Annotated in this window: 18 protein-coding genes and 2 pseudogenes; 11 read left to right on the forward strand and 9 right to left on the reverse strand. The window is 57.6% G+C overall.

Annotated features, from left to right (window positions below; genetic code table 11):
* Positions 1–57: 57 nt before the first annotated feature.
* Positions 58–1401 carry an APC family permease gene (locus K7H22_RS17160; RefSeq protein WP_008282879.1) on the forward strand — a complete coding sequence of 448 codons (1344 nt, stop codon included), beginning with the start codon at positions 58–60 and terminating at the stop codon, positions 1399–1401.
* 11 nt (positions 1402–1412) lie between these two features.
* Here the strand turns inward: K7H22_RS17160 and K7H22_RS17165 are convergent, their stop codons facing one another.
* Positions 1413–2117 (reverse strand): hypothetical protein, encoded by a 705-nt coding sequence (locus K7H22_RS17165; RefSeq protein WP_230802100.1) that lies wholly within the window; start codon positions 2115–2117, stop codon positions 1413–1415.
* A gap of 626 nt (positions 2118–2743) precedes the next feature.
* Between K7H22_RS17165 and K7H22_RS17170 the strand changes: the two genes are divergently transcribed.
* The 8 genes from K7H22_RS17170 to K7H22_RS17205 all read left to right on the forward strand — a co-directional run bounded on the left by K7H22_RS17170 (position 2744) and on the right by K7H22_RS17205 (position 11558).
* On the forward strand, positions 2744–3115 hold the full coding sequence (locus K7H22_RS17170) for a hypothetical protein (protein WP_230802101.1): 372 nt from the start codon (positions 2744–2746) through the stop codon (positions 3113–3115).
* 73 nt (positions 3116–3188) lie between these two features.
* Entirely contained in the window at positions 3189–3410 is a 222-nt protein-coding gene (locus K7H22_RS17175; protein WP_230802102.1) for a hypothetical protein, read from the forward strand.
* Positions 3410–4870 (forward strand): TolC family protein, encoded by a 1461-nt coding sequence (locus K7H22_RS17180; RefSeq protein ID WP_230802103.1) that lies wholly within the window; start codon positions 3410–3412, stop codon positions 4868–4870. Before K7H22_RS17175 ends, K7H22_RS17180 begins: the two co-directional genes overlap by 1 nt.
* Before the next feature lie 11 nt (positions 4871–4881).
* Positions 4882–6240 (forward strand): multicopper oxidase family protein, encoded by a 1359-nt coding sequence (locus K7H22_RS17185; protein ID WP_230802104.1) that lies wholly within the window; start codon positions 4882–4884, stop codon positions 6238–6240.
* A gap of 46 nt (positions 6241–6286) precedes the next feature.
* A complete protein-coding gene (locus tag K7H22_RS17190; RefSeq protein ID WP_230802105.1) occupies positions 6287–7003 on the forward strand; it encodes a copper-binding protein in 717 nt (238 codons plus the stop codon).
* A 326-nt stretch (positions 7004–7329) separates the two neighbouring features.
* Positions 7330–8640, forward strand: a complete 1311-nt coding sequence (locus K7H22_RS17195; protein ID WP_274561032.1) for an APC family permease — start codon at positions 7330–7332, stop codon at positions 8638–8640.
* Between the two features lie 66 nt (positions 8641–8706).
* A complete protein-coding gene (locus K7H22_RS17200) occupies positions 8707–11040 on the forward strand; it encodes a heavy metal translocating P-type ATPase (protein ID WP_230802106.1) in 2334 nt (777 codons plus the stop codon).
* Between the two features lie 38 nt (positions 11041–11078).
* Positions 11079–11558, forward strand: a complete 480-nt coding sequence (locus K7H22_RS17205; protein WP_230802107.1) for a DUF411 domain-containing protein — start codon at positions 11079–11081, stop codon at positions 11556–11558.
* Between the two features lie 443 nt (positions 11559–12001).
* Here the strand turns inward: K7H22_RS17205 and K7H22_RS17210 are convergent, their stop codons facing one another.
* Together K7H22_RS17210 and K7H22_RS17215 are read right to left on the reverse strand one after the other, a co-directional pair.
* The gene (locus K7H22_RS17210; protein WP_230802108.1) at positions 12002–13351 is read right to left on the reverse strand and encodes an ATP-binding protein; all 1350 of its coding nucleotides are present in this window, start codon (positions 13349–13351) and stop codon (positions 12002–12004) included.
* 59 nt (positions 13352–13410) lie between these two features.
* Entirely contained in the window at positions 13411–14133 is a 723-nt protein-coding gene (locus K7H22_RS17215; RefSeq protein WP_230802109.1) for a response regulator, read from the reverse strand.
* 167 nt (positions 14134–14300) lie between these two features.
* Here K7H22_RS17215 and K7H22_RS17220 point away from each other — a divergent pair, with 167 nt between their 5' ends.
* On the forward strand, positions 14301–14582 hold the full coding sequence (locus K7H22_RS17220; RefSeq protein ID WP_230802110.1) for an EF-hand domain-containing protein: 282 nt from the start codon (positions 14301–14303) through the stop codon (positions 14580–14582).
* A 585-nt stretch (positions 14583–15167) separates the two neighbouring features.
* On the opposite strand, the pseudogene K7H22_RS17225 reads toward K7H22_RS17220, so the two are convergent.
* The 5 genes and pseudogenes from K7H22_RS17225 to K7H22_RS17245 all read right to left on the reverse strand — a co-directional run.
* Positions 15168–15491, reverse strand: a pseudogene (locus K7H22_RS17225) (IS3 family transposase); the annotation flags it as partial.
* A gap of 232 nt (positions 15492–15723) precedes the next feature.
* Positions 15724–18879, reverse strand: coding sequence for an efflux RND transporter permease subunit (locus K7H22_RS17230; protein ID WP_230802111.1), 3156 nt, complete (start codon positions 18877–18879; stop codon positions 15724–15726).
* Entirely contained in the window at positions 18876–20312 is a 1437-nt protein-coding gene (locus tag K7H22_RS17235; protein ID WP_230802112.1) for an efflux RND transporter periplasmic adaptor subunit, read from the reverse strand. Before K7H22_RS17235 ends, K7H22_RS17230 begins: the two co-directional genes overlap by 4 nt.
* Positions 20309–20707 (reverse strand): FixH family protein, encoded by a 399-nt coding sequence (locus K7H22_RS17240; protein ID WP_230802113.1) that lies wholly within the window; start codon positions 20705–20707, stop codon positions 20309–20311. Before K7H22_RS17240 ends, K7H22_RS17235 begins: the two co-directional genes overlap by 4 nt.
* A gap of 527 nt (positions 20708–21234) precedes the next feature.
* Positions 21235–22096, reverse strand: a pseudogene (locus K7H22_RS17245) (HAD-IC family P-type ATPase); the annotation flags it as partial.
* A 353-nt stretch (positions 22097–22449) separates the two neighbouring features.
* On the opposite strand from K7H22_RS17245, the gene K7H22_RS17250 reads away from it, so the two are divergent.
* The gene (locus K7H22_RS17250; protein WP_230802115.1) at positions 22450–23115 is read left to right on the forward strand and encodes a L,D-transpeptidase; all 666 of its coding nucleotides are present in this window, start codon (positions 22450–22452) and stop codon (positions 23113–23115) included.
* 39 nt (positions 23116–23154) lie between these two features.
* Here K7H22_RS17250 and K7H22_RS17255 read toward each other — a convergent pair whose 3' ends face one another.
* Complete coding sequence (locus K7H22_RS17255) at positions 23155–23424, reverse strand: hypothetical protein (protein ID WP_050686128.1); 270 nt, start codon at positions 23422–23424, stop codon at positions 23155–23157.
* Positions 23425–23776: the final 352 nt, after the last annotated feature.

Raw genomic sequence — 23776 nt, forward strand, 5'->3', positions numbered from 1 at the left:
ATCGGGTGGGCATGCGCAGAGGCGTAACGACCTAAAAAGCAACCAAGGCAGATCGAAATGCAGAAACACAATAAAAACCACGATGGGAACGACGGCTACCGTGAAGGCTCGATCAGCCTTGGCGGAGCTGTTGCTATGGGCACGGGCGTGATGATCGGTGCGGGCATCTTTGCCCTGACCGGACAAATCGCCCAGCTGGCTGGACCACTATTTCCACTCGCGTTCATCGCTGGTGCCATCGTGACCAGCTTCAGCGCTTACAGCTACATCAAGATGTCGAACGCCTGGCCCTCGGCAGGGGGCATCGCGATGATCCTTCAGAAATGCTATGGATCGGGGGCGGTCGCGGCGGGAGCGGCGCTTTTGATGGCGCTCAGCATGGTGATCGCGGAAAGCCTCGTCGCACGGACATTCGCCACTTATGTCTTGCGGCCTTTCGACATCACGGGCGGGCCACTTGTGCCCGTTCTGGCGGTTGCCGTGATCGTGTTCGCATTCTTGGTCAACATCGCAGGAAACCGCTCCGTCGGGCTATTCTCTCTAATCATGGCGGCGATCAAGATCGGGGGCATCGCGCTGTTCGGTATCGCAGCACTCTGGTCAAGCGGGTTTCAGTTCGCAGCCGCGTCAGAAACGGCCGAGACCTTTGGAGTGACAGGCTTCATCGCGTCCGTTGCGTTGGCGATCCTTGCCTTCAAGGGCTTTACCACGATCACCAACAGCGGCGGCGAAATCACCGATCCCCACCGCAATGTGGGCCGCACTATCATGCTGTCCATCGCGATCTGCGTGGTGGTCTACCTGCTTGTGGCCTTTGGCGTGGGCGCGAGCCTGACAATCGACGAAATCATCGCCGCGCGCGACTATTCGCTGGCCCAGGCGGCTGAGCCCGCACTCGGGCAGGTCGGCTTTTACTTGACGGTCGTGTTGGCGGCCGTGGCCACGGCATCCGGCGTGCTGGCCAGCGTTTTCGCAGTGTCGCGGATGCTGACCATGCTGACGGAGATGAAAATGATCCCGCACAGCCATTTTGGCATGTCCGGGGCTGTCCAGCGGCATATGCTGGTCTATACAGTCGTTATCGCCTCGACGCTGGCCGTGCTCTTTGATTTGGGACGGATCGCATCCCTTGGTGCCTTCTTTTACCTCGTCATGGACATGATCATACATTGGGGCGTGTTCCGCTATCGTCGAACCGAAGTTGGCGCCTCCAGTATCGTGCTTTTGTCTGCGCTTTCTCTCGATGCAATTGTATTGGCAGCTTTCACCGTAATGAAGCTTCAAAGTGATCCAATGATCGTTCTGTATGCGGCTGTCGGAATGATCGCTGTCTTCGCTTTCGAGCGCGTTTACTTGTCGCGATGGTTGGCACCTCAGGCCGCGCATTCCCACGGTGAATAGCCAGCCATCATCTAGCCCTGAAGGTATGCGATGCCTTGTGCACCGATTGCGATCAATCCGACCGACAGGGCAAACGCAAACAAGGCGAGCAGCATCAAGCCCGCTTTTATTGGCAAGCGACGAACAGTCGGTCCAAGAAATTCCGACTGCCCGAAAGCTGAAACATATAGCGGCAGCGCGCTGATCATTGTCGCATAAAGATAAACTCCGGAGATGTTCTCAAAAAACGCCGAACGCGCAAGGGTTGGGGCAACGACCGACAACGCGGTTGCACGACTGCCCCCGAATGACTCGAACCAGTCGGCAGACAAAACGTAGATCAATGCGTGGAGGCTTGGAAAGAGAATGGCTCTGAGCAAGATATCCACCAGCACGAAAAACGCCGTATCTCGGCGGGCGACCTTTGGTTTCTGTATCACCGCGAAAAGAAAAAAACTGACATAGTTTACGGCAAAAACTACGGGCAGACCGTTGGTCGTAACTTGCCTCAGAAAGCGGGCCAGCGATGGCCCGCCGGCGGCAAGAGCCGCTGCAAAGCCCGGCGAAAGCAAGATATAAAGGCAGAGGACCGGCAGTAACGCTGCGAGGCTGAATGCCAAGACAATGCTCACAAACTGAATACCGGGCATGTCGACGGAGAAAAACCTCTGCATGTAAGAACGTTGGCACATATACGGCTTGAGATCGAGGATGTTGAACCTGCGTTTGGGAACCAAGCATTCGCTCCAGGTCTTTGGGACGAATGAAATTTAAGTTTCGAAATCTCCTGAACCGCGTTCCATGTCTCAACTGCAGGCCGAGCGACATAACAAATGGTAGGTTACTGCCGGACCTAGTTGCGGAAATGTTGATAGCATTGGAAAGTAGCTTTTCTGCATGTCTTACGCTGGCGGTGATTTTCAGAACGGAATATTCCTATCCGAGTGGGCGGACTCCTTTCAGGGTCTATTGCAATCTGCGCGGAGATCGCGGCCATCGTGCCGCTTCCATACAAAAGCCCATCATGGCTGCCGGCCCAGATGCGACGGTTTCGTGCGGTCTAACCGCACTTGAAGTCGACGTTGACAGCAACTTAGATGAAAGTGAATTGGCCACAGCGATCAACGAAGCGAGCTATGGCTGTGAGAAATTGGTGAGCTGAGCGCGGGCGAGGCTTTGGCCCGTTACATGTTTCCGATTTTCAACATTTTTGACAGCAGCGGCCGTATCCCGCCCGTTTCACGAAGAATTCAACTAACCTTCCTGCGCAGGACGGATTGACTGTACTGCATCGTTCTCCGATAGTCGCGGCATGAGCTTCCGAGTTTTCATATCAAGCTGGTCAAGGGCGTTTACGTGCATCGTGTTTGCGCTGGCGTTGGTATTGTCACCACCTTCTGCCGCTCACGCGTCGTCCGGCATGCATGACGGACATGAAGTCAAGTCTGTTGGTGTCGTTGGTGCTGCGGAGGCCCGTGAAACCGGAAGCGATGCGCATCACGCACACACGATGCTTGAGGTCGTAAGTGACATCGGCATAGAAGTGTCCGACAAGGATGGCAAAGAGCGGCAGTCAGACGAATGTTGTAACGGTATCTGTATTTCTGTCGCCTTCCTCGACGATACCAACTTGCGAGCAGAGCCAGTTGGTACGAGGCAATATGTGATTCTGGACGGACAGACGTATTCCTTCGAAACGACTGGTTTTCTGCGGCCCCCTCGATTCCTGATCTGAACCGGCGCCCAAATTGGGTGTGAGCCTTGCGCAGTTTCTGCGTGAGACAACGTTCACCAATCAGGTTACTTTCATGAAAATTCATCTTCTTATGGGGGCTTCGGCCCTCGGGCTTGGCGCATGCGCCTATGAACCCACCGCCTTGCCGTCCGTCGAGACTCAACAGGCCGCCGTTAATACGACAGTTTCGTCGCCGATCAGCTATCAGGACCCGTTGGCTGGCTACACCTATCGCGGACCAACTGGCCCCCGGGATTGGCGTTCCGTCAATCAAGAGCAGACGGAGGGCAACTGATGCGGCTATCGAAGTTTCCGCTGGTTTTCGGCTTTCCGCTAATCTTGGGTGCTTGCGCTACGGCTGTACCGGGCATCTACACGGAACCAAAGGCTGGCTTCGTCAACATTTCCAGCCAGGTCACACCAGCCATCGGCAAACGGACAGCCTTCGCTGAAACCCAGGCCGAAAACGAGGCTCTGCAAAAGCAGGTGCACGCAATGGTGCATCGCAAGACCATTTCGGCGGACACCGCCGTTCAGGTCGCTCTTTTAAACAACAAGGGGTTGCAGGCGTCATACGCGAACGTCGGCCTGTCCGCCGCCGAGGCCTGGCAGCAATCGACCCCGGAAAATCCGATCGTTTCGATAGGTATCCTGGGCATCGGTGCGCCCGAACTGGGTGCATATAGGGCAATCGAGGGACTAATCCGGTCGAACGTGCTCGATGCCACCACGCGCCAGCAGCGTATGGCCATTGCAGACGCAAACTTCCAGCAGGCGCAGCTTAGTGCTGTAAATGATACGCTCGCACTGGCCAATCAGACGCGGAAGGCATGGGTCGATGCCGTAGCCGCCTTCGAGGCGGTGAGTTATCTTCGCCGTGCGAAAGCGACCTCTGACGCCGGATCGGAATTGGCCATGAGGCTGGGTGAGACCGGAGCCCTCAACAAAGCCGGACAGGCCCGTGAACAGGCGTTCAATGCCGAACTCGCCGGACAACTTGCCCAGGCACGCTTGAATGCGACACGGTCCAAGGAGGCTTTGACCAGATTGATGGGCCTATGGGGCACCGAGGTAGACTATTATGTGCCCGATGCCCTTCCTGCGCTGCCGCGTTCCGTCGGTCGTGTGACTGACATCGAAGCGAAAGCATTACGGAATCGGGTTGATCTGCGGATTGCCAAACTCGGCTTGGAAGCACAGGCCAAGGCGTTTGGTCTGACCGACCAGACCCGCATTGTCAGCGATCTCGAATTCATTGCCGGATTCGAGGCAGAGCGGGAAATCGAGGATGGAGAAACAGAGACTGTAACCACCCCTCAGGTGGAAGTGGAGTTCGCAATCCCGATCTACGACACCGGTAAGGCCCGGATGCGCAAGGCGGAATTGTCGTACCTGCAAGCGGCCAACGTGCTTGCGGAGAAAGCCGTCAACGTCCGCTCTGAGGCGCGCGGTGCCGAAACCTCCTATCATGCCGCGTATAAGATCGCCCGCCACTACCGCGACGTTCTGGTGCCGCTACGCACGACCGTCGAAGAAGAGGGTCTGCTGTCCTACAATGGCATGATCACCAATACTTTCGAGCTGCTGACTGATGTGCGCGAGAAGCTTGGCGCATCGCTGGAAGCGGCAAATGCAAAACGCGAATTCTACATGGCTCAGGCTGACCTGACCGCTGCGATCTATGGCGGCGGCGATGGCGGCGGTGCTGGTGGAGAAGGCGCAACACTTGCCGCCGGTGGCGGCGCAGGACACTGAAAGGAACTGACATGTTGAACAGACGTCAATTACTCGGAGCCGGCGCGGCAGGTGCAACGCTGGTATCTTCGAAAGCCTGGGGTAAAACACTGAACATGGGCCTGCCCGAAGCTGCCCAAATGGACAGTGCGGCAACGGCGATTACGCCGCGTCCCAATTCCGGGCCGGACTACACACCCGTGGTCACATTGAACGGGTGGACCCTGCCGCACCGGATGAACAACGGGGTGAAAGAATTTCACCTCGTGGCCGAACCGGTAGAACGCGAGCTTGCCGACGGCATGATCGCGCATTTGTGGGGCTACAACGGCCAATCCACCGGCCCGACGATCGAAGCAGTCGAAGGCGACCGGGTGCGTATCTACGTCACCAATAAGCTGCCGGAAGGCACAACGGTGCATTGGCACGGGCTCATTCTTCCTTCAGGCATGGATGGGGTCTCCGGATTGAGCCATCCAAGCATCCCGCCGGGCAAAACCTTCGTCTACGAATTCGACTTGGTGAAGTCCGGAACGTTCATGTACCACCCCCACGGCGATGAAATGACCCAGATGGCGATGGGGATGATGGGCATGTTCGTGGTCCACCCCAAGGATCCCACATTCATGCCGGTGGATCGTGATTTCCTGATCATGCTGAATGCTTTCGACATCGATCCGGGTACCTATGTACCCCGCATCATGACGATGACGGATTTCAACCTTTGGACCTGGAACAGCCGGATCTTCCCCGACATCGATCCGCTGGTCGTGAACAAGGGCGACCGGGTGCGAGTACGGGTTGGGAACCTTACGATGACGAACCACCCGATCCATATGCACGGCTATGACTTCAAGGTCACCTGCACGGATGGCGGCTGGGTGCCGCCTGAAGCACAGTGGCCGGAGGTCAGCATCGACATTCCCGTAGGTGCGATGCGCGCCTACGAATTCGTCGCCGATCATCTGGGAGATTGGGCGATCCATTGCCACAAATCGCACCATACGATGAACGCCATGGGCCATGACGTGCCGACGTTCATCGGGGTGAATAAGAAGCCGCTGACCCAGAAGATCCGTCAATTCCAGCCGGAATACATGCCGATGGGCATGTCCGGCATGGGGGACATGGCAAAAATGGAAATGCCGCTACCCGACAATACCATCCCGATGATGACGGGTTGGGGCCCGTACGGACCCATCGAGATGGGCGGCATGTTTTCGGTCGTGAAGGTGCGGGACGGCATCGACGCGGACGATTACTCCGATCCCGGCTGGTACGAGAACCCTCCGGGCGAGATGGCCTACGAATGGACTGGCGAATTACCCGACTTTGCCTCCAACAACAGCCCCAAGACCATTCTCACACCGAAACCAACCTCGAAGGGCTGAGCGGCCCTTCGTCATCTCCAACCGAACCAACCTACAGGACAATAAAATGAGAAATCTTCTTTTGACGACAAGCTTCGCGATCGCGCTATCAGCACCGGCCTTTGCTTCAGGTACACACGACGGTGGACATGGGGAGACCAAGCCAGCCGCAATGATGGTCGGCATGCCGGGTGACGCCGCCAAGGTTGACCGCACAATCGACGTCACTTTACTCGAAAACGATGAGGGCCAGATGCTGATCGAGAGTGAGCCGATGGATATCAAGGAGGGCGAAACCATCCGCTTCAACATCACCAACAAGGGTGAGCTGGAGCATGAATTCGTCCTCGACACGGTAGAGCGCAATGCCGAGCACAAGATCGAAATGGCCAAGATGGACATGGAACATGACGATCCGAACCGTATCCGTCTCGATGCGGGCGCTTCCGGCGAGGTTGTCTGGACTTTCGCAAATTCTGGCACATTCGAAGCGGCGTGCCTGATCCCTGGCCACTACGAATCCGGCATGCACCGGGAGGTCGCAGTCGGTGACCAGATGGCTCAGGCTGACGTGGAATACACGAGCGGGACCATCAAGAAAATCGACGCCAAAGCCGGCAAGGTCACAATTATCCACGGCCCTCTCGTCAACCTGGATATGCCCGCGATGACCATGGTGTTCCGCGCGGACGAAGCCATGCTGGAAAAAATGTCAGAAGGGCAGGACATTCAATTCGTTGCAGACCGCGTAAAAGGCAAGCTGACTGTGACTGCATTGAAATAATAGCAAGACGTCTACGGGGCCACCTACAACTTGGTGGGGCAACGTTTCGAAATGAAGCCTTGCCCCACTTTCCAATGCTAGCATCGGATTCGTCAAATACGGATGAAAACAAGTTTTATGAACATGATGGTGTCCTTTGTCCCCTTCTGCGTGATCTGAGGTGCATCTAGCTGCGTCCTTTGCAAGGCAAGTGTTTTGCGCTCCTGAGGCGAGCCGGTCATCAGAGAAAGTGACTGCAAGATATGGACTATGTTTAGCCTGGGGCATGTCACAGACTTGCGGTTTCACTGACAAAATACGCGCCAAAAGCTCAAAAAGGAAATCCCGTGTCGAGAAACGACTACGAGAAGAACAGCATTACCCTGCCTGGCGCGGTAGCCATGGGAACCGGCGTGATGATCGGCGCGGGCATCTTCGCCCTAACCGGCCAGATCGCCGAACTCGCCGGGCCTCTCTTCTCGCTCTCGTTCATCGTGGGCGCCATCGTGACCGCGTTCAGCGCCTATACCTACATCAAGATGTCGAACGCGTATCCGTCAGCGGGCGGCATCGGGATGATCCTGAAGAAGGCCTACGGCCCGACGACGGTCGCAGCGGGTGCTGCACTTTTGATGGCGCTGTCGATGGTCATCAACGAAAGTCTCGTCGCGCGCACTTTTGGAACTTATGCAGTTAAGGTGATTGGCGGTAATCCGGATAGCGCTTTAGTGCCAACGCTGGGTGTTGGGCTTATAATTTTTGCCTATCTCGTGAATGCCTCCGGGAACCGGTCGGTCGGGCTGATTTCTCTTGTCATGGCCGTTCTCAAGGTGGGCGGCATCGCGCTGTTTGGGGCAGCCGGCCTCTGGACGAGCGGAATCTCGTTCGAGGCGATGGATGGAGACATGGACAAAACCGATTTCGTGGCGTCGGTTGCGCTGTCGATCCTGGCCTTCAAGGGGTTCACGACCATTACCAACAGCGGTGCAGAGGTCACCGACCCGCACCGCAATGTGGGCCGGGCCATCGTCTGGTCGATCGCCATCTGCGTCGTCGTCTATCTGCTGGTGGCTTTCGCGGTCGGTTCCAGCCTGCCGCTTGACCGTATCGTGGCAGCGAAGGACTACGCGCTGGCCGAAGCGGCCCAGCCGTCCCTCGGTCAGACCGGCTTCTACCTTACGGTGGCGCTGGCGCTGGTGGCCACGGCGTCGGGTCTGATCGCCAGCGTGTTCGCGGTCTCGCGGATGCTGGCAATGCTGACCGACATGAAGATGATCCCGCACAGCCATTTCGGGATGCCGGGCACGATCAAGGACCACACGCTTGTCTACACCGTCGTTATCGCAGGATTCCTGACGGTCTTCTTCGACCTCAGCCGCATCGCCTCGCTTGGGGCCTTCTTCTATCTGGTGATGGACATGATCATCCACTTCGGTGTGTTCCGGCATCTGCGCGAGGAAATCAGCGCGAGAGGCTGGGTGTTGCTGACGGCCATCGCACTTGATGCCGTGGTGCTGGCCGCCTTCGCCGCAGTGAAATGGCAGTCCGACCCGCTCATCGTTGTGGTCGGCATCGTTGGCATGGCTCTGGTGTTCCTGTTCGTCCGGCTGTTCCTCGCGCGCAACTCGGTCGGGGAAGGCGCTCACGCCAATCACTAAAAGGGCTTGAGGTTCCGGTCGTTAGAAACCGCAAACTGAAAAAACAGATCGAAAGGCTGGCAGACCATGGAGAGAGATCACCATCACGCGCCCCCCGACATCCCGGCTGGGACCGAGACGGCAAAGGACCCGGTCTGCGGCATGACTGTCGCCGTCAAGCCTGACGGGCGTCACGCCGAGTTTCAGGGCGAGACCTTCCATTTCTGCTCGGAAAAATGCCAAGGGAAGTTCAAAGCTGATCCGTGGTTCTACGCTTCAGGGCGTGCCGCTGGACAGAAGAAGACCGCCCCGGCCAACGTCAAGTACACCTGTCCGATGCATCCCGAAATCGTCCGCGATGCGCCAGGTGCCTGCCCGATCTGCGGCATGGCGCTGGAGCCGATGGTGCCGTCTGACGAGCCAAGCGAGGAACTGACCGACTTCACGCGTCGCATGTGGATTTCGGCCGCAGCCGCGGTGCCGCTTGTCATCCTCACGATGGGCGAATTGGTGGCCTTGCCAGTGCGCGACTGGATCGGGCATCAGACCGCCAGCTATCTTGAGTTCGTGCTGGCGACGCCAATCATCCTCTGGGCCGCCTTGCCGTTCTTTCGGAGCGGCTGGGACTCGGTGGTGAACCGTAGCCCGAACATGTGGACCCTGATCAGCCTCGGCGTGGCGGCTGCCTACCTCTATTCACTGGTGGCGACGTTCCTGCCGGGCGTTTTCCCCGAACAGTACCGAATGGGCCACGGCGTCGGCACCTATTTCGAGGCGGCCGTGGTGATCGTCGCGTTGGTTTTCGTGGGCCAGGTGCTGGAACTCCGAGCGCGAGAACGCACCGGGGATGCGATCCGCGCGCTTCTGGATCTGGCACCGAAGACCGCGCGGCGTATCCTCCCGGAGGGCACTGAATACGACGCGCCACTGGAAAACATCATGGAGGGCGACCGGCTGCGCGTCCGTCCCGGAGATGCGGTGCCCGTCGACGGCACGGTGATCGAAGGGCGATCCTCGCTGGACGAAAGCATGCTGACCGGTGAATCGATGCCAGTCGAAAAGGGCCCGGGAGACATTGTGACCGGGGCCACGATCAACAAGAACGGCTCTCTGGTGATCAAGGCGGCCAAAGTCGGGTCCGACACTGTCCTCGCGCAGATCGTGGCCATGGTGTCGAACGCGCGGCGGTCCCGCGCGCCGATCCAGGGGCTGGCCGACCGGGTGTCGGCGGTCTTCGTGCCTACCGTGGTCGCCATCGCCATCATAGCGTTCGTGGTCTGGATGATATTCGGCCCGGAACCCGCGCTTGTGTTCGCGATTGCATCAGCCGTTTCGGTGCTGATCATTGCCTGCCCTTGCGCGCTGGGGTTGGCGACACCGATTTCCATCACCACTGCCGCGGGGCGCGGCGCACAGGCGGGCGTGCTGATCAAGGACGCCGAAGCGCTGGAGCGCATGGCGGGCGTCGATACGCTGATCGTCGACAAGACCGGGACGCTGACGATGGGCAAACCGAAGCTGACAGATACGGTGGCGCTGGGGGATGTGACCGAAACCGACCTGCTGTCGCTGGCCGCAGCGCTGGAGCGCGGCTCGGAACACCCGCTGGCGGAGGCGATCGTCGAAGGGGCTAAAGCGCAGGGCGCACCGCGTCAGGAGGCTGTGGACTTCAACGCCGTCACTGGCAAGGGCGTGCGCGGCATGGTTGGCGGACGGGCGGTGTCGCTCGGCAATGCCGCGATGATGACTGAGATGGGCCTGGACACGGGCACGGCCGAGGGGCAAGCCGACACCCTGCGCGCCGAGGGAAAGACCGCGATGTTCGTCGCGGTCGATGGCGCGCTTGTTGGCATCGTAGCGGTGGCCGATCCGATCAAGGACAGCACCGCGCAGGCGATCAGGGAGCTGCACGCGCAGGGACTGCGGGTGATCATGGCGACGGGCGATAACGAACGCACGGCGCAGGCGGTTGCAGGCAAACTCGGGATCGACGAGGTCCGCGCCGGCATTCTGCCCGAGGCAAAGAAGGACCTGATCGACCAGCTGCGCCGCGAGGGCCACAAGATTGCGATGGCGGGTGACGGAGTGAACGATGCGCCCGCACTGGCCGCCGCGGATGTGGGCATCGCTATGGGCACCGGCGCGGATGTGGCGATGGAAAGCGCGGGCATCACCCTGCTGGGTGGTGACCTGATGGGCATTGTCCGGGCGCGCAAGCTATCCCGCGCCACCCTGCGTAACATCAAGCAGAACCTGTTCTTCGCCTTCGCCTACAACGCTCTTGGTGTCCCCATCGCGGCGGGGTTGCTCTACCCCGTTACCGGACTTCTGCTCTCGCCGATGATCGCGGCGGCGGCCATGAGCCTGTCGTCGGTCTCGGTGATCACCAACGCCTTGCGGCTCAGGCGGGTCAATCTCTGACCTGCCCGCACAAAACATCAATCAGAAAGGAAAACCAAATGACCCATGAAACGATTTCTCGCCGCGCGATTCTGGTCGGAGCGACCGCGCTCGTGGCGACCTCTCCCCTTCGCACGTCAGCGCAAACTTCGCGACCGGCGATCCATGTGATGAAGGATCCCAACTGCGGCTGCTGCTCGGCCTGGATCGAGATCCTCGAAAACGACGGCTTTGTCGTCACGACAGAGGCGAGCGCCGGAACGCTTCTGATGCGCTACAAGCTGGACAATGGCATCCCGCAGGAGATGGTCTCCTGCCATACAGGCCGCATCGAAGGTTACATGATCGAGGGCCACGTGCCCACTGCAGACATTCGCCGTCTTCTGGTGGAACGCCCCGACGCGGTCGGCCTCGCAGTGCCCGGCATGCCCTACGGGTCGCCCGGGATGGGACCGGAAAGCGAGCGCGAGGCCTATGTGGTACATTTGGTCGATCGAGACGGGACCACGGAGCCGTTCACAAACTATCTGGCAGCCTGAACTCGAGACTGTGACAATGAAGGGCGGTCGAGGTCAAAGGGATTGGACCTTGCTAAACAAAGGATCGCCTCATAAATGTCAGCGTTTTTTGGCCATTAGATCACTGTGAGTCAATAATACTTCTAACAGGAACACACTTGTCGCACTAATTTTTAGGCGTCGGATACGGTTGGCTACCACAGATCGAGATGCGAAGGGAGAGAGACACCGCACCTACTTCTCTCACGTTAATTGGACCTGACATTGAGTTCAACTTTACGGCTCTGGCAAAACCTAGCCTTGAGTTGCGGCGTCAAAACCACTAACATATCTTGCAGCAAAGAAGCTGTGGTCGGAATGAGTCCAAAATTTCTCCGAAGTGATTTACATTGGCTCTTGGCTCGTGCCAGAATTGCATGCGATTGGAGCAGTTCTAGAACAAAATATTACATTTTAATGTGACATCAAGAAATAAAGACTTCTTGGTCTTCAAAATTCTGGGAAAGGGGCAAGCTCAAACTTGCTAGAATTCCGCCCCCTGGGTGATTCTGTATTGTTGCATCACCACCATGGGAGCGCAGAATAGCGCGCGAAATGGAAAGACCGAGCCCCGTGCCGCCTGTTTCGCGCGAGCGCGATGCCTCAACACGGAAAAAGGGTTCAAACACATCTTCAAGTAGTTCATTGGGAATACCAATGCCGTAGTCGCGTATTTCGATAACCGCTCTTTCATTATCCCGTTTGTAGGTTACCTCGGCTTTGCCGCCATAGCGAATAGCGTTTTCGATAACGTTGCGGAGAGCACGGCGAATACTTTGCGGTCTTAATCTGACATCTAGCGGCGCACCAACGTCAAGTTGAAAATCTTCAAGCATGTCACTTTTGAGATCACTAAGAAACTTCCCCAACTCAATCGTCTCCGGAGTTTCGCTGATTGCTATGCCCCGCGCAAATGCTAGCGTGCGCTCAACCATGTTCTGCATTTCCTCAACGGATGCGATCAAACCGCCGCGCGTCTCCTCATCGTCAACCATTTCCGCACGGACACGAAGAGCGGTCAGCGGTGAACGCAAATCATGCCCCAAAGCGGCCATTATGCGTGTTTTTTCCGAAACAGTTCGTACTAGGCGCTCCTGCATGAGGTTGAATGCCTCTGTCAGCCCACGAACCTCAATCGGGCCAACAGCTGGTAGTGGATGACTTTCCTCACCCCTTCCAAGCCTCTCGGCAGCTTGGGTCAAGCTACGAAGCGGCCAAGTCAAATTTGAAAGCAAATACCAACATGCTCCGCCGATCAGCAGCGCAGCAGTCACGACAAAACTCACCGCGGAATAGATCGGCCACTGCAGGGGTGGTCGCTGGAAGCGCGTGTCAACATTAAGCCATTCATCATCAGGAAGAGCTATTGAGAGAGTGAGTTCAAGACCCAACACCCTGTCATGCATTGTCCTTCCCTGAGGGCCAGACGCTTGTGTGCGCATACTTTCAATTGGGGAAAATGGACGCCCAACCTCGTGAAGCTCAACGCGAACCTCTCTCGTGTCTCCATTCCAGAGAAGTGATCTGATCCGTTCCTCCACCGCTCCATTTGCTTGATGATCAAGATGGTCAACCGCTGGTCGTGGATCGATCTGAAAGCGCGCGAGCGGTGAGTCGGCTGCGCTCAAGATTGAAGAATGCAGATCTTTAGGAGCTTGTTCAAGCAGTAGGGCTACATTCGCTGCGCGTCCTGCCGCCTCAGCTCCGATAGCGGCTCTTACGGCTAGGCTGCGTTCGTCAATAAATAGCCAAATACTTGTCGCCTGCGCGATCACAAGGCATCCAATTATCAGGAGCAAGATCTGACCGCGCAAACCTACTACCAGTCCTCGCATCACAAAAACGTCTCAACATCTACCGCAAGGCTGTAACCGCCACTTCGAACGGTCGTGATGATACTTGGCCGTCCGGGGTTAGCTTCAATCTTTCGCCGCAGACGGCTGATCTGATTGTCGATGGTTCGATCAAAGGCAGAGGGTAAGCTACCCTTGGCCAAGTCGATCAATTGCGCACGACTCATCACGACACGTGGACGTTCCAGCAGAATTGTCAAAAGTTTAAACTCTGATGTTGTTAGCGTTTGTTCACGACCTTCAGCTGAAAATAGGCGACGAGTATCAGTCTCGAGAGTCCATCCTGCGAATTGAACGCGTTTACCCGTGAGACCCTCGGCGAGCAGTTGTGGCCGTTGAGCCCTCCGGAGAATCGCTTTTATCCGCGCCAGTAACTCACGGGGGTTAAAAGGTTTAGAAAGATAATCATCTGCACCAATCTCAAGTCCTATGATCCGATCCATTTCCTCACTAAGCGCAGTCAGCATCAGGATGGGCACGCCTCCTTTTGCAGATAAACGACGACATATAGACATTCCATCCTCTCCAGGCATCATCACATCAAGAACTATGAGATCATAACATCCAACCTTAAGAAGACTGTCCATCTCCACCGCTCCGGCAGCGCTCGTAACGCGCATATTGTTCCTCTCTAAATAACGCGAAACGGCTTTGCAAATTTCGATACTATCATCAACGAGCAAGATGTGAGGTGTCTTTGTCATTTACTAAACTTACCTGAAAAAAGGGCCAGTGCCGATTTTTAATGTAACCGAATGTCTCCATGCGGCACTCTGCGACAATCCGATACAAAACTGACAACTGCAAGTATTGCATAGTTTGCATGATTAGCCACATTAACGGAACCTCAATGGAGAAGGACTAAACCAAAATGAAACACAAAACAAACCTGGTTCTCGCGGCCATGATTGCCACAATCAGCGCCGGAACAGCTTTCGCCGAACAGGGGATTGGAAGAGGGCCCCACGAGCTTTCCGTCAACAACAAGCATGTTCACATGAGCGATACCATGCGTAAACATTTCGATCACGCAGATCAGGATGGTGATGGAAAAGTCACCCGCGCTGAAATGGATGCACACATGCAAGCCGCTCAAGCCGCTTCAGAGTTTCATCGCTCATCGGCAGGACCAACTGGGCATTTTGATAAGTAGAGTTTTGCTCTATTTGCCTGCGGGCGATCACATTGGCTGATCGCCCGCCTTGGTCACAGACTTATTCGACAGCTTCGGTGACAGGTATGCCGAGCGCGGTTCAGGACGGCGATGCGGACCTAGAGTTCGGCAACTTGGCGGTCAACGTCCCTCGCGCTCAGGCGTTGACCCAGCAATGTCAATCAGGGCATATTTATCTCAATACAGCTTCGGCGATGGCATCCGCTTCATCGTCGCCAGAGCGCCCAGCTGAGGTCTTTCGATGCTCGCAGCTGTTGATTTTCACCCAGAACCGAGCCACCTCTGATTTCGGATTAAGGGTCATTCGTGGGCCAAGATCACCACTCTCTTTGAACGGAGTCGCGGAGGCAATTCGCTGACCTCGTAGATAATGTTCGGGCCTTCTGCTTAGGATTTGGCATTTTGTTTTTAGGACGGTGAGGGCCGCCATCGCGCGAACCCTATGTTTGCTGTAGAGGAGATCACTTCTCGATGGCAGAGCCCGTCTGGGCGCCGATTACAGGCCACCCGGTTTGCCGGATGTCCTATGACCTGCTAACCTAAACAGCCAAAAGTTCCCGACGTGGGACGTTTGTCGGACCTTATAAAATCGGTCGGGCCCAGCAGGATGAACAGATCTGTCAAGGCACCAACAACGTCGGTCGAGTTGAGCTTGCATTTGATACGCATCACCAGCGCCTTCTTCGTGAACTCATTGATAATGTTGAGGGTGCGAAACAGCCGACCGCCATGCGTCCGATCCGGCGCGAAATCATGGGACCAGTCATGATTTGGGCGTTCAAGCCGGAGACGGATAGAGGAGCCATCGCTCAGTCAGAGCCGTCCCTACTTAGCGTGTTTCTGTGCAACTTTGAGCCCTTCTTGCACCCAGATCCGTAAGACACGCTTGCACCAGCGGGAATAGGTTTGAACCGTCACGCCGATCTGCCATATCTGCTCTCGCCTTGCCTTGCCACGGCATCACTTCAACCTGCAGAAGCTTCAGGACAGTGTCTTCGGGTTTACCTCTCCTTCCAGCCATGTCTGGTCCTTCTGGAACGGGATCATACTATTACAGTTGTTGGACCACTTCTGCGGAGGACCTCTAGTTTTGCCCAATTCTGAGAGAAAAAAAAATACACTATACTTGGTCTGTATCACGCTCGGTGGGTAGATGATCCGCGGCGACAGTTTTTTTCAGGCTCCAACCTTTGATGATGGCATAAACCGCGGGAATGACGATCAGGGTCAGCAAGGTTGACGACACCATTCCCCCGATCATGGGTACTGCGATGCGCTGCATGATCTCGGACCCGGTGCCATGCGCCCAAAGGATCGGCATCAGGCCGGCCATGATTGCGACAACTGTCATCATCTTGGGGCGCACCCGGTCGACTGCACCCACCATGATCGCGGCGTAGAGCTCGTCGCGGGTCAGGTCCCTGTCGCCCGCGCGGGCACGCGCTTCTTTCAACGCCTGATCGAGATAGATCAACATGATCACTCCGGTTTCAGCCGCCACCCCGGCCAGCGCGATAAACCCGACGGCCACCGCGACCGACATGTTGAACCCCATGAACCACATAAGCCAGATGCCACCGACCAGAGCGAAAGGCAGCGACAGCATCACGATCAAGGTTTCCGTCAGGCGGCGGAAGTTGAGGTAAAGTAGCAGAAAGATTAACGCCAGCGTCAGCGGCACAACAGTGGCCAGCCGCTGTTTCGCGCGTTCAAGGTATTCGAACTGACCGCTCCAGCCCAAAGAATAGCCGGGTGGCAGAGTGACGGAGGCCGCGACCGCCGCCTGAGCTTCGGCCACATAGCCGCCAAGATCGCGTCCGACGATATCGACAAAGATATACACGGCAAGCTGTCCGTTCTCGGTGCGGATCGACGTAGCTCCGCGGGTGCGTTCAATGGTGGCCACGTCCGCCAGCGGAATGGTGCCACCGCCCGGCAGTGCAACTTGAACCTCGCGTCCAATCGCCTCCGGATCAGACCGCAGTGTCGCCGGATAGCGCACTGCGACGTCGTAGCGCTCGCGCCCCTCGACGGTCTGCGTGATGGCCTTGGCCCCCAACGCCATGCCGATTACCTCTTGCACATCCTGCACCGACAGACCGTAGCGGCCAAGCGCTGTACGGTCCGGGGTGATGTCGAGGTAATAGCCGCCGATCACCCGTTCGGCATAGGCGCTAGTCGTTCCGGGCACCGTTCGTACCACGGCTTCGACCTCACGGGCGACCTTTTCCATCTCGGTCAGGCTGGTGCCGTAGACCTTGATCCCCACAGGCGTGCGGATGCCGGTGGACAACATGTCGATGCGCGCCCGGATCGGCATGGTCCAGGCGTTGGAAACGCCGGGGAATTGCAGCGCGGCGTCCATTTCCTGCCGCAGGCTTTCGGTGGTGACACCTAGTCGCCATTCCGCTTCGGGGCGCAACTGGATGATCGTCTCAAACATCTCGGTCGGCGCGGGATCGGTCGCGGTCAGGGCGCGGCCCGCCTTGCCGAAGACGGTCAGGACCTCGGGAAAGGTCTTGATGATGCGGTCTTGCATTTGCATCAACTCTGCGGCCTTGGTGACTGACAGACCGGGCAAAGTGGTCGGCATATACATCAGCGTGCCCTCGTTCAGGACGGGCATGAACTCTGACCCCAACTGCCGCGCGGGCCAGATCGTAACCACCAGTGCGGCGAGAGCCACGATGATCGTGAGACTTTTGGCCTTCAGCACGGCGCGGATGATTGGGCGGTAAACGGCGATGAGTGCCCGATTCACTGGATTCCTGTGTTCAGGGATGATCCGGCCGCGCACGAAGACCACCATCAGCGCAGGCACCAGCGTCACCGACAGGAACGCCGCCGCCGCCATCGAAAACGTCTTGGTATAGGCCAGCGGGCCGAACATGCGCCCCTCCTGTCCTTCCAGTGTAAAGATCGGCAAGAACGATACGGTGATGATCAGCAGGCTGAAGAACAGCGCCGGGCCGACCTCGCTTGCGGCTTCGACCAGCACCTCGATTCGGGGCTTGTCGGGGACAGCACGTTCCAGATGCTTGTGCGCGTTCTCGATCATCACGATGGCGGCGTCGATCATCGCGCCGATGGCGATGGCAATGCCGCCGAGGCTCATGATATTGGCCCCAATCCCGAGGAATTTCATCGCGGTGAACGCCATCAGCAGCCCCACCGGCAGCATGATGATAGCCACAAGAGCAGAGCGAACGTGCAGCAGAAAAATGATCGTGACCCCGGCCACAACAAGACTTTCTTCGAGAAGCGTCGTTTTCAGCGTCTCGATTGCCGACAGGATCAGGTTGGAGCGGTCATAGACTGGCACGATGTCGACGCCGTCCGGCAGACTTTGAGCAACCACGTCCAGTTCCGCTTTGGCGTTTTCGATCACATCCAGTGCATTGGCACCCACCCGTTGCAGCACGATGCCACTGGCAACCTCGCCCTCACCGTTCAACTCGGCGATGCCGCGGCGTTCATTGGGGACGATTTCGACCCGCGCGACATCTTTCAGGTTGATCGGCACCCCGCCGATACTGCGCAGGGTGATGTTGCCGATATCCTCGGTTCCCGCCAGATAGCCCCGCCCGCGCACCATGAATTCGAACTCGGACAGCTCCACCGTGCGCCCGCCAGTGTCCATGTTGCTTTCGGAGATGGCTTTGCCGATGTCGGACAGCGTGATCCCCTGCGCCCGCATCCGCACCGGATCGACAGTGACCGAGTATTGCTTGACGAAGCCGCCGACGCTGGCCACTTCGGACACGCCCTCGGCTCGGCTTGCACCAAAGCGGACGACCCAATCCTGCAACGACCGCAATTCCGCCAGCGACAGATTTTCCCCGGTGATCGCGTATTGGTAAACCCATCCTACCCCGGTCGCATCGGGACCGAGCGTGGGCGTCACGCCGTCCGGCAGGCGGGCTGCTGCGGCGTTCAGGTATTCAAGCACCCTGCTGCGCGCCCAGTAGGGGTCCACCCCATCTTCGAAGATAATGTAGACAAAGGAAATGCCGAAGAACGAAAACCCGCGCACGACGCGGGATCGCGGCACCGTAAGCATCGCCGAAGTCAGCGGATAGGTGATCTGATCCTCGACGACCTGCGGAGCCTGGCCCGCATAATCGGTCAGCACGATCACCTGCACGTCCGACAAATCGGGAATAGCGTCGATCGGCAAGTTGCGCAGTGACCAGACCCCTGCGGCGATGATCAGGGCCGTGGCAAAGAACACGAGAACAAGGTTGCGGGCGGACCATTCAATGACACGCGAGATCATTCGCCTGCCTCCGGGGCTGTCAGCGCAGCCAGGGCTGCGTTCAGGTTGCTTTCCGCGTCGATCAAAAAGGTAGAGGTGGTGACAATGCGGTCGCCCTCCACAATGCCTTCAAGGATTTCCACCATCCCGGCTGCCTGCCGCCCCAGCACCACATCCTGCGGGGCGAATTTCCCCTCCCCCAGATCTCTGATCACCACCTGACGGTCGCCGGTGTCGATCACCGCCGTTTCCGGCACCTGCACCACGGGCGCACCGTCGCCCGTCGCCAAAGCCACATCAGCGAACATGTTGAGAAGCAAGCGACCCTCAGGGTTGGACAGGTCGACGCGGACGCGTGCCGTCCGGGTCTGCATATCGACCTCAGGGTAGATCTTATCGATAACGCCGCTGAAGGTCTCGCCCGGCAGGCCTGGGAAGGTGATCGTCGCAGCATTTCCATCCGAAAGACCCGCGAGCGCAGATTCCGGCACGTCCGCCATGACCCAGACAACCGATGTATCGGCAATACGAAACAGCGTTTCTCCAGCCTCGGACATCATGCCTTCGACGGCCATTCGTTCCAGAACCACGCCCGACCGCGGTGCCATCAGGCTGATTTGCACGGGCGTACGCCTTTCCGCCGCGATTTTGTCGATCACTGATACGGGAACACCCAGGTTTGCCAGCCTTTGACGGCTGCCTTCCACGCGCCCTTCACCAGTTCGCAGGTCCGAAACATACTGTGCGGCCGCAGAGACGATATCCGGAGAATAGAGCATCGCCAGCGGTTCGCCCGCTTCAACGATTGATCCGGTCGTTACATCCTCAACTTCTTCGATGAACGCATCCGCACGCAATGAAATGACGCTGACTCTACGGTCGTCCAGCGCGACGATCCCCGGCGCACGCACTGTTGTTGCCATGGGATCAAACACCGCAATTGACGTACGCACGCCCGTGCGTTGCAGCTTGCCGGGCGATACGGTCACTGATCCGGCATCGCTTACCTCGTCGGCATAGACGGGCAGGTAGTCCATCCCCATGGAATCCAGCTTTGGCACCGGCGACGTATCAGGCAGGCCCATCGGGTGGCGGTAGTAGAGTAGGGTTCGTTCGCCACTCTCTGCCTCTAGGGGCGTGATCGCCTCTGGATCAAACGATACGTCTTCGCTCGCCAGGACCGGTAAAAAGGACTTTCCATCGGCAGTCTCGGTCGGCGTAGCGGACCATTCGGCGAGACCGTCAGGGTGTCGGTAGTAGATGACCGGGCCTGTCGGCGTTCGGGTTGCGGCTGGCATTGCTTCAGCTTGCCGTCCCATTAGCGCGGTGAATTGCGTCTGCGCCACATTTGCCAGCATAGCAGGCGTCCAACCCTTGACGCCTGCCGCGAGGCCCGCCCATCCAGCCGCGCCGCCAACCACGCCGATAAGTACTAATTTGCCAAAGACGCTCATGGCAGCACCTCGAGCACGATTTGCGCCTGAACAGTTTCAGGTTCGCCCTGCACCTTGGCCGCAACGGAAAACCGCCAGTTTCCGTCCATCGTCAGATCGGCGGAAAATCGATATAGACCCGGCTCTTTGCCAGGCAGCGCCACGACTGTCGAAGTCATCGTCTCCATGCCGTCCGGCTCCATATCCAGCCTTGTGGCAAAAATGACGGCGCCTTCGACGGGCGCATTGGTGCGGGTATCAATCAGACGAAGCTCCAGAACCGCGCCGTCTCCGAAGGGATAAGTCGTTTCGACGAGAACAAGGTTGTAATCAGATGTAGCCGCCTGTGCCATTGGCACGGAGAGCTGGGTCGCGACCACGAGGGTCGTAAGAAAGGTGGGGATATAGCGGAGCATGATACGCCTATTTTGACGGGCAACGGGAACGCCAGCCGACGTATCGACCCTGAGTCTATACGTTACATAGGCGCGTGGCTTTTGGTGCGGTAGGCACCTGATCCGTTAAGCCTTGGGGGGTCTTTGAAGCCCAATGTCCGCGTGTTGTCGGTGCGCTGCCGCCTCGGCCCGTGAGAACTCTGCGCTTCCGGGGCCCGGCAAGCTCGCTAGAGTTGCTCGTTCCAGCCCCAGCACAATCGGGGCTACCCGACATTGCATCGTCGAAATGCAAGCTGCATCGCATTCCGGCATGTCCGGGCAGTCATTTGGACAGCAATCGCTCTGCAAGGCCATTGAGGGTGCTGGGTCCACGCTTGAAATGGAAGCAAGACTGATTTGCGCCAGAACAGCGCCAACCAACAGAGCAACCAGAAAAAGGCGCGTTTTGCGTACCATGGAACATGCTATGTTGGAGTTTTCACAAATCAGCAATACACGTTTTGCTGAAATGGATAATTGACCGACTTCACGTTCAAAACGCGGACCCGCTAAAGCTTCAATCGCCTCAGCCTGAGAGCGTTTGCGATGACCGAGACTGAGGAAAGGCTCATCGCGGCGGCGGCGATCATTGGTGACATTAATAGGCCGAAGACCGGGTAGAGAACCCCTGCCGCGATTGGAACACCGAGCGTGTTATAGGCAAACGCCCAGAACAGGTTCTGGCGAATGTTGCGGATCGTGGCCACCGCCAGTGTCCGCGCCTTGACGAGGCCGTTCAGATACCCGCGCAACAGCGTGATGCCCGCACTTTCAACTGCCACGTCCGCGCCCGTGCCCATGGCAAGGCTGACGTCCGCTGCGGCCAGGGCTGGCGCGTCGTTGACACCATCACCCGCCATCGCGACCTTTCTGCCTTCGGCGTGCAGCTCGTCCACCTGCGCCTTCTTGTCTTCCGGCAGAACGCCGGCCCGAACCTCGTCGATTCCAAGCTGCTGCGCCACGGCCCTGGCGGTGCGTTCGTTGTCCCCCGTCGCCATAATGATCCGCAGACCTGCCTCGTACAGCACCTTGATGGCTTCGGCAGTCGACTCCTTGATCGGGTCAGCCACTGCGACGATGCCGGACAGCTTACCTTCAATGGCCACAAACATAGCGGTCTTACCCTCGGCCCGTAGAACAACTGCCGCTTCCTCCGCCTCAGATGTGTCGAGAGACATGTCGCGCATCATTGCGGTATTTCCAAGTGCGACGGCCCGCCCCAAGACAGTTCAGCGCACGCCTTTTCCGGTCACTGCCTCGAAGTTTTCGGCGTTGCCGACCTTAATGTGCTTGTCTTTCGTCCTTTGCTTTCGACCATGGCGTCAGCCGCGGGAGCTCTTAGCCTTTCTCTAGAGCCGCAGCGAAGCTGATCGGATGATCCCACTGACGGGTAGGTGCTTGCCACTGTTCCAATGCCAGGTCCTTCAAGATGACACTGAAAATATGAATGGAGCTATCGGTAGATGAAAGGTCATGCGCTAATTTTGGTCGGTGACAGCTTGACAACTTCACGGTGCCAAGGGTTGTCCATATGTAAGCTGCGAAAACACATGCCCGTGCGAGATCAATATTTTTCTTGAACCTCTAGTGACTTTAAGAGTTAAGGCATCGATAACGGTCGGCCCCATGGAGCATAGTCGTTTGTAATAACTTGACTCCTTCCCCGGCAAAAAATTCGGGATGTGGGTTGGATCGCCGCCAATAGCGTGAAAGGAACAAGAAAGATGCTGACAAGACGACATTTCATCCAAACGACTGCCGCATTGTTCTCGGCGTCTTTCTCGAGTCCGCTCGTGGCTGACACCTGGCCCACTGAAGCGGAAAAAACCGCGTGGGATGCACAGGTTACACCGCCGGGATACAACCCGGCCACATCGAATCCATGGGGCCTACACCCGCGCTTTCTGCCGCAGCGGGTTGTAGCAAAAGATGGTCTTGTGCCCGGTGACATTCATGTGGATGCCGTGGCGCGCTATCTTTACCATATCGAGGAAGGCGGCACTGCGATGCGTTACGGCGTGGCGATCGCTCGTGGCACGCTTTACGAGCCGGGCGTTTACACGATCAAGCGCAAGGTCAGGTGGCCGCATTGGCAGCCAACACAGAACATGATTGACCGCGACCCGGAGCTCTACGCCGACATCGCTGACGGTATGGAACCCGGACCTAAGAACGCGCTCGGGTCACGGGCGCTTTATCTCTATGTCGGGGACCGAGACACTTATCTGCGCATCCACGGTACACCACAGCCGCGAAGCATCGGCGGCCGAGCAAGTTCCGGTTGCGTCCGGATGGTGATGGCGCACATAAACGATCTGTATCCGAATGTGGAGATTGGCTCGACGGCGTTCCTATATTCGGCAGAGGACAGCGTGACCCCGCAGAGTTGACCCAAGCCGCGCCGTCAATCCGACGCTTGGACGCGTCAATCAGGATTGGCGCGCGACGCAGATGGGATTGCCGCCTGCCGATCGCAACGGGACCAAGGTCGTTTCCACCGGCCCACTATGCGCATACCAATAGCAATTATCTTCGGGACGTAGCCGTGCCGTGTTGAGATCCTGGTCGGGTGCAGCGAGGGCTGCGACAGATTCTGGAATATTCCCGACCCTGAATGGATCGTTGTCTTCCTTCGGAGGTACCGCACAGCCAGCCAGGGCCAATGTTGCAACCATGATCACCGCATATTTTTGAAGCATATCTATCTCACTTTTTGGCAGGTCAGCCGCGTCCACAGACTTGGCAACGCGTTTCAAGGTTCCGCAGGTCGGTTCCTTACTTGACCAAGTTTTTGTTTTAGCTCTTGAAGCTCTAGTTACTGTAGGGGCTATCTCAATGTGGAATGAACGAATCCCGAGGTCAATCCCATGTCTTCCAATGGCCACCGCCACGACCACAAGCACAGCTCTGACTGCAGTCACGATCATGTTGATGATCACAAACATGCGAGCGTAGCTCGCCACTCTGATGGAGGTGGTGCTGCGTGCTGCGGTGCTGGAGCCAACACCGGACGGGCACAATCCATCCCGTCGAATGGGCGAAGTTTTCAAG

Origin of the sequence: Seohaeicola saemankumensis, from assembly GCF_021021435.1 — a bacterium.
In the GTDB taxonomy this organism is placed as follows: Bacteria; Pseudomonadota; Alphaproteobacteria; order Rhodobacterales; family Rhodobacteraceae; genus Seohaeicola.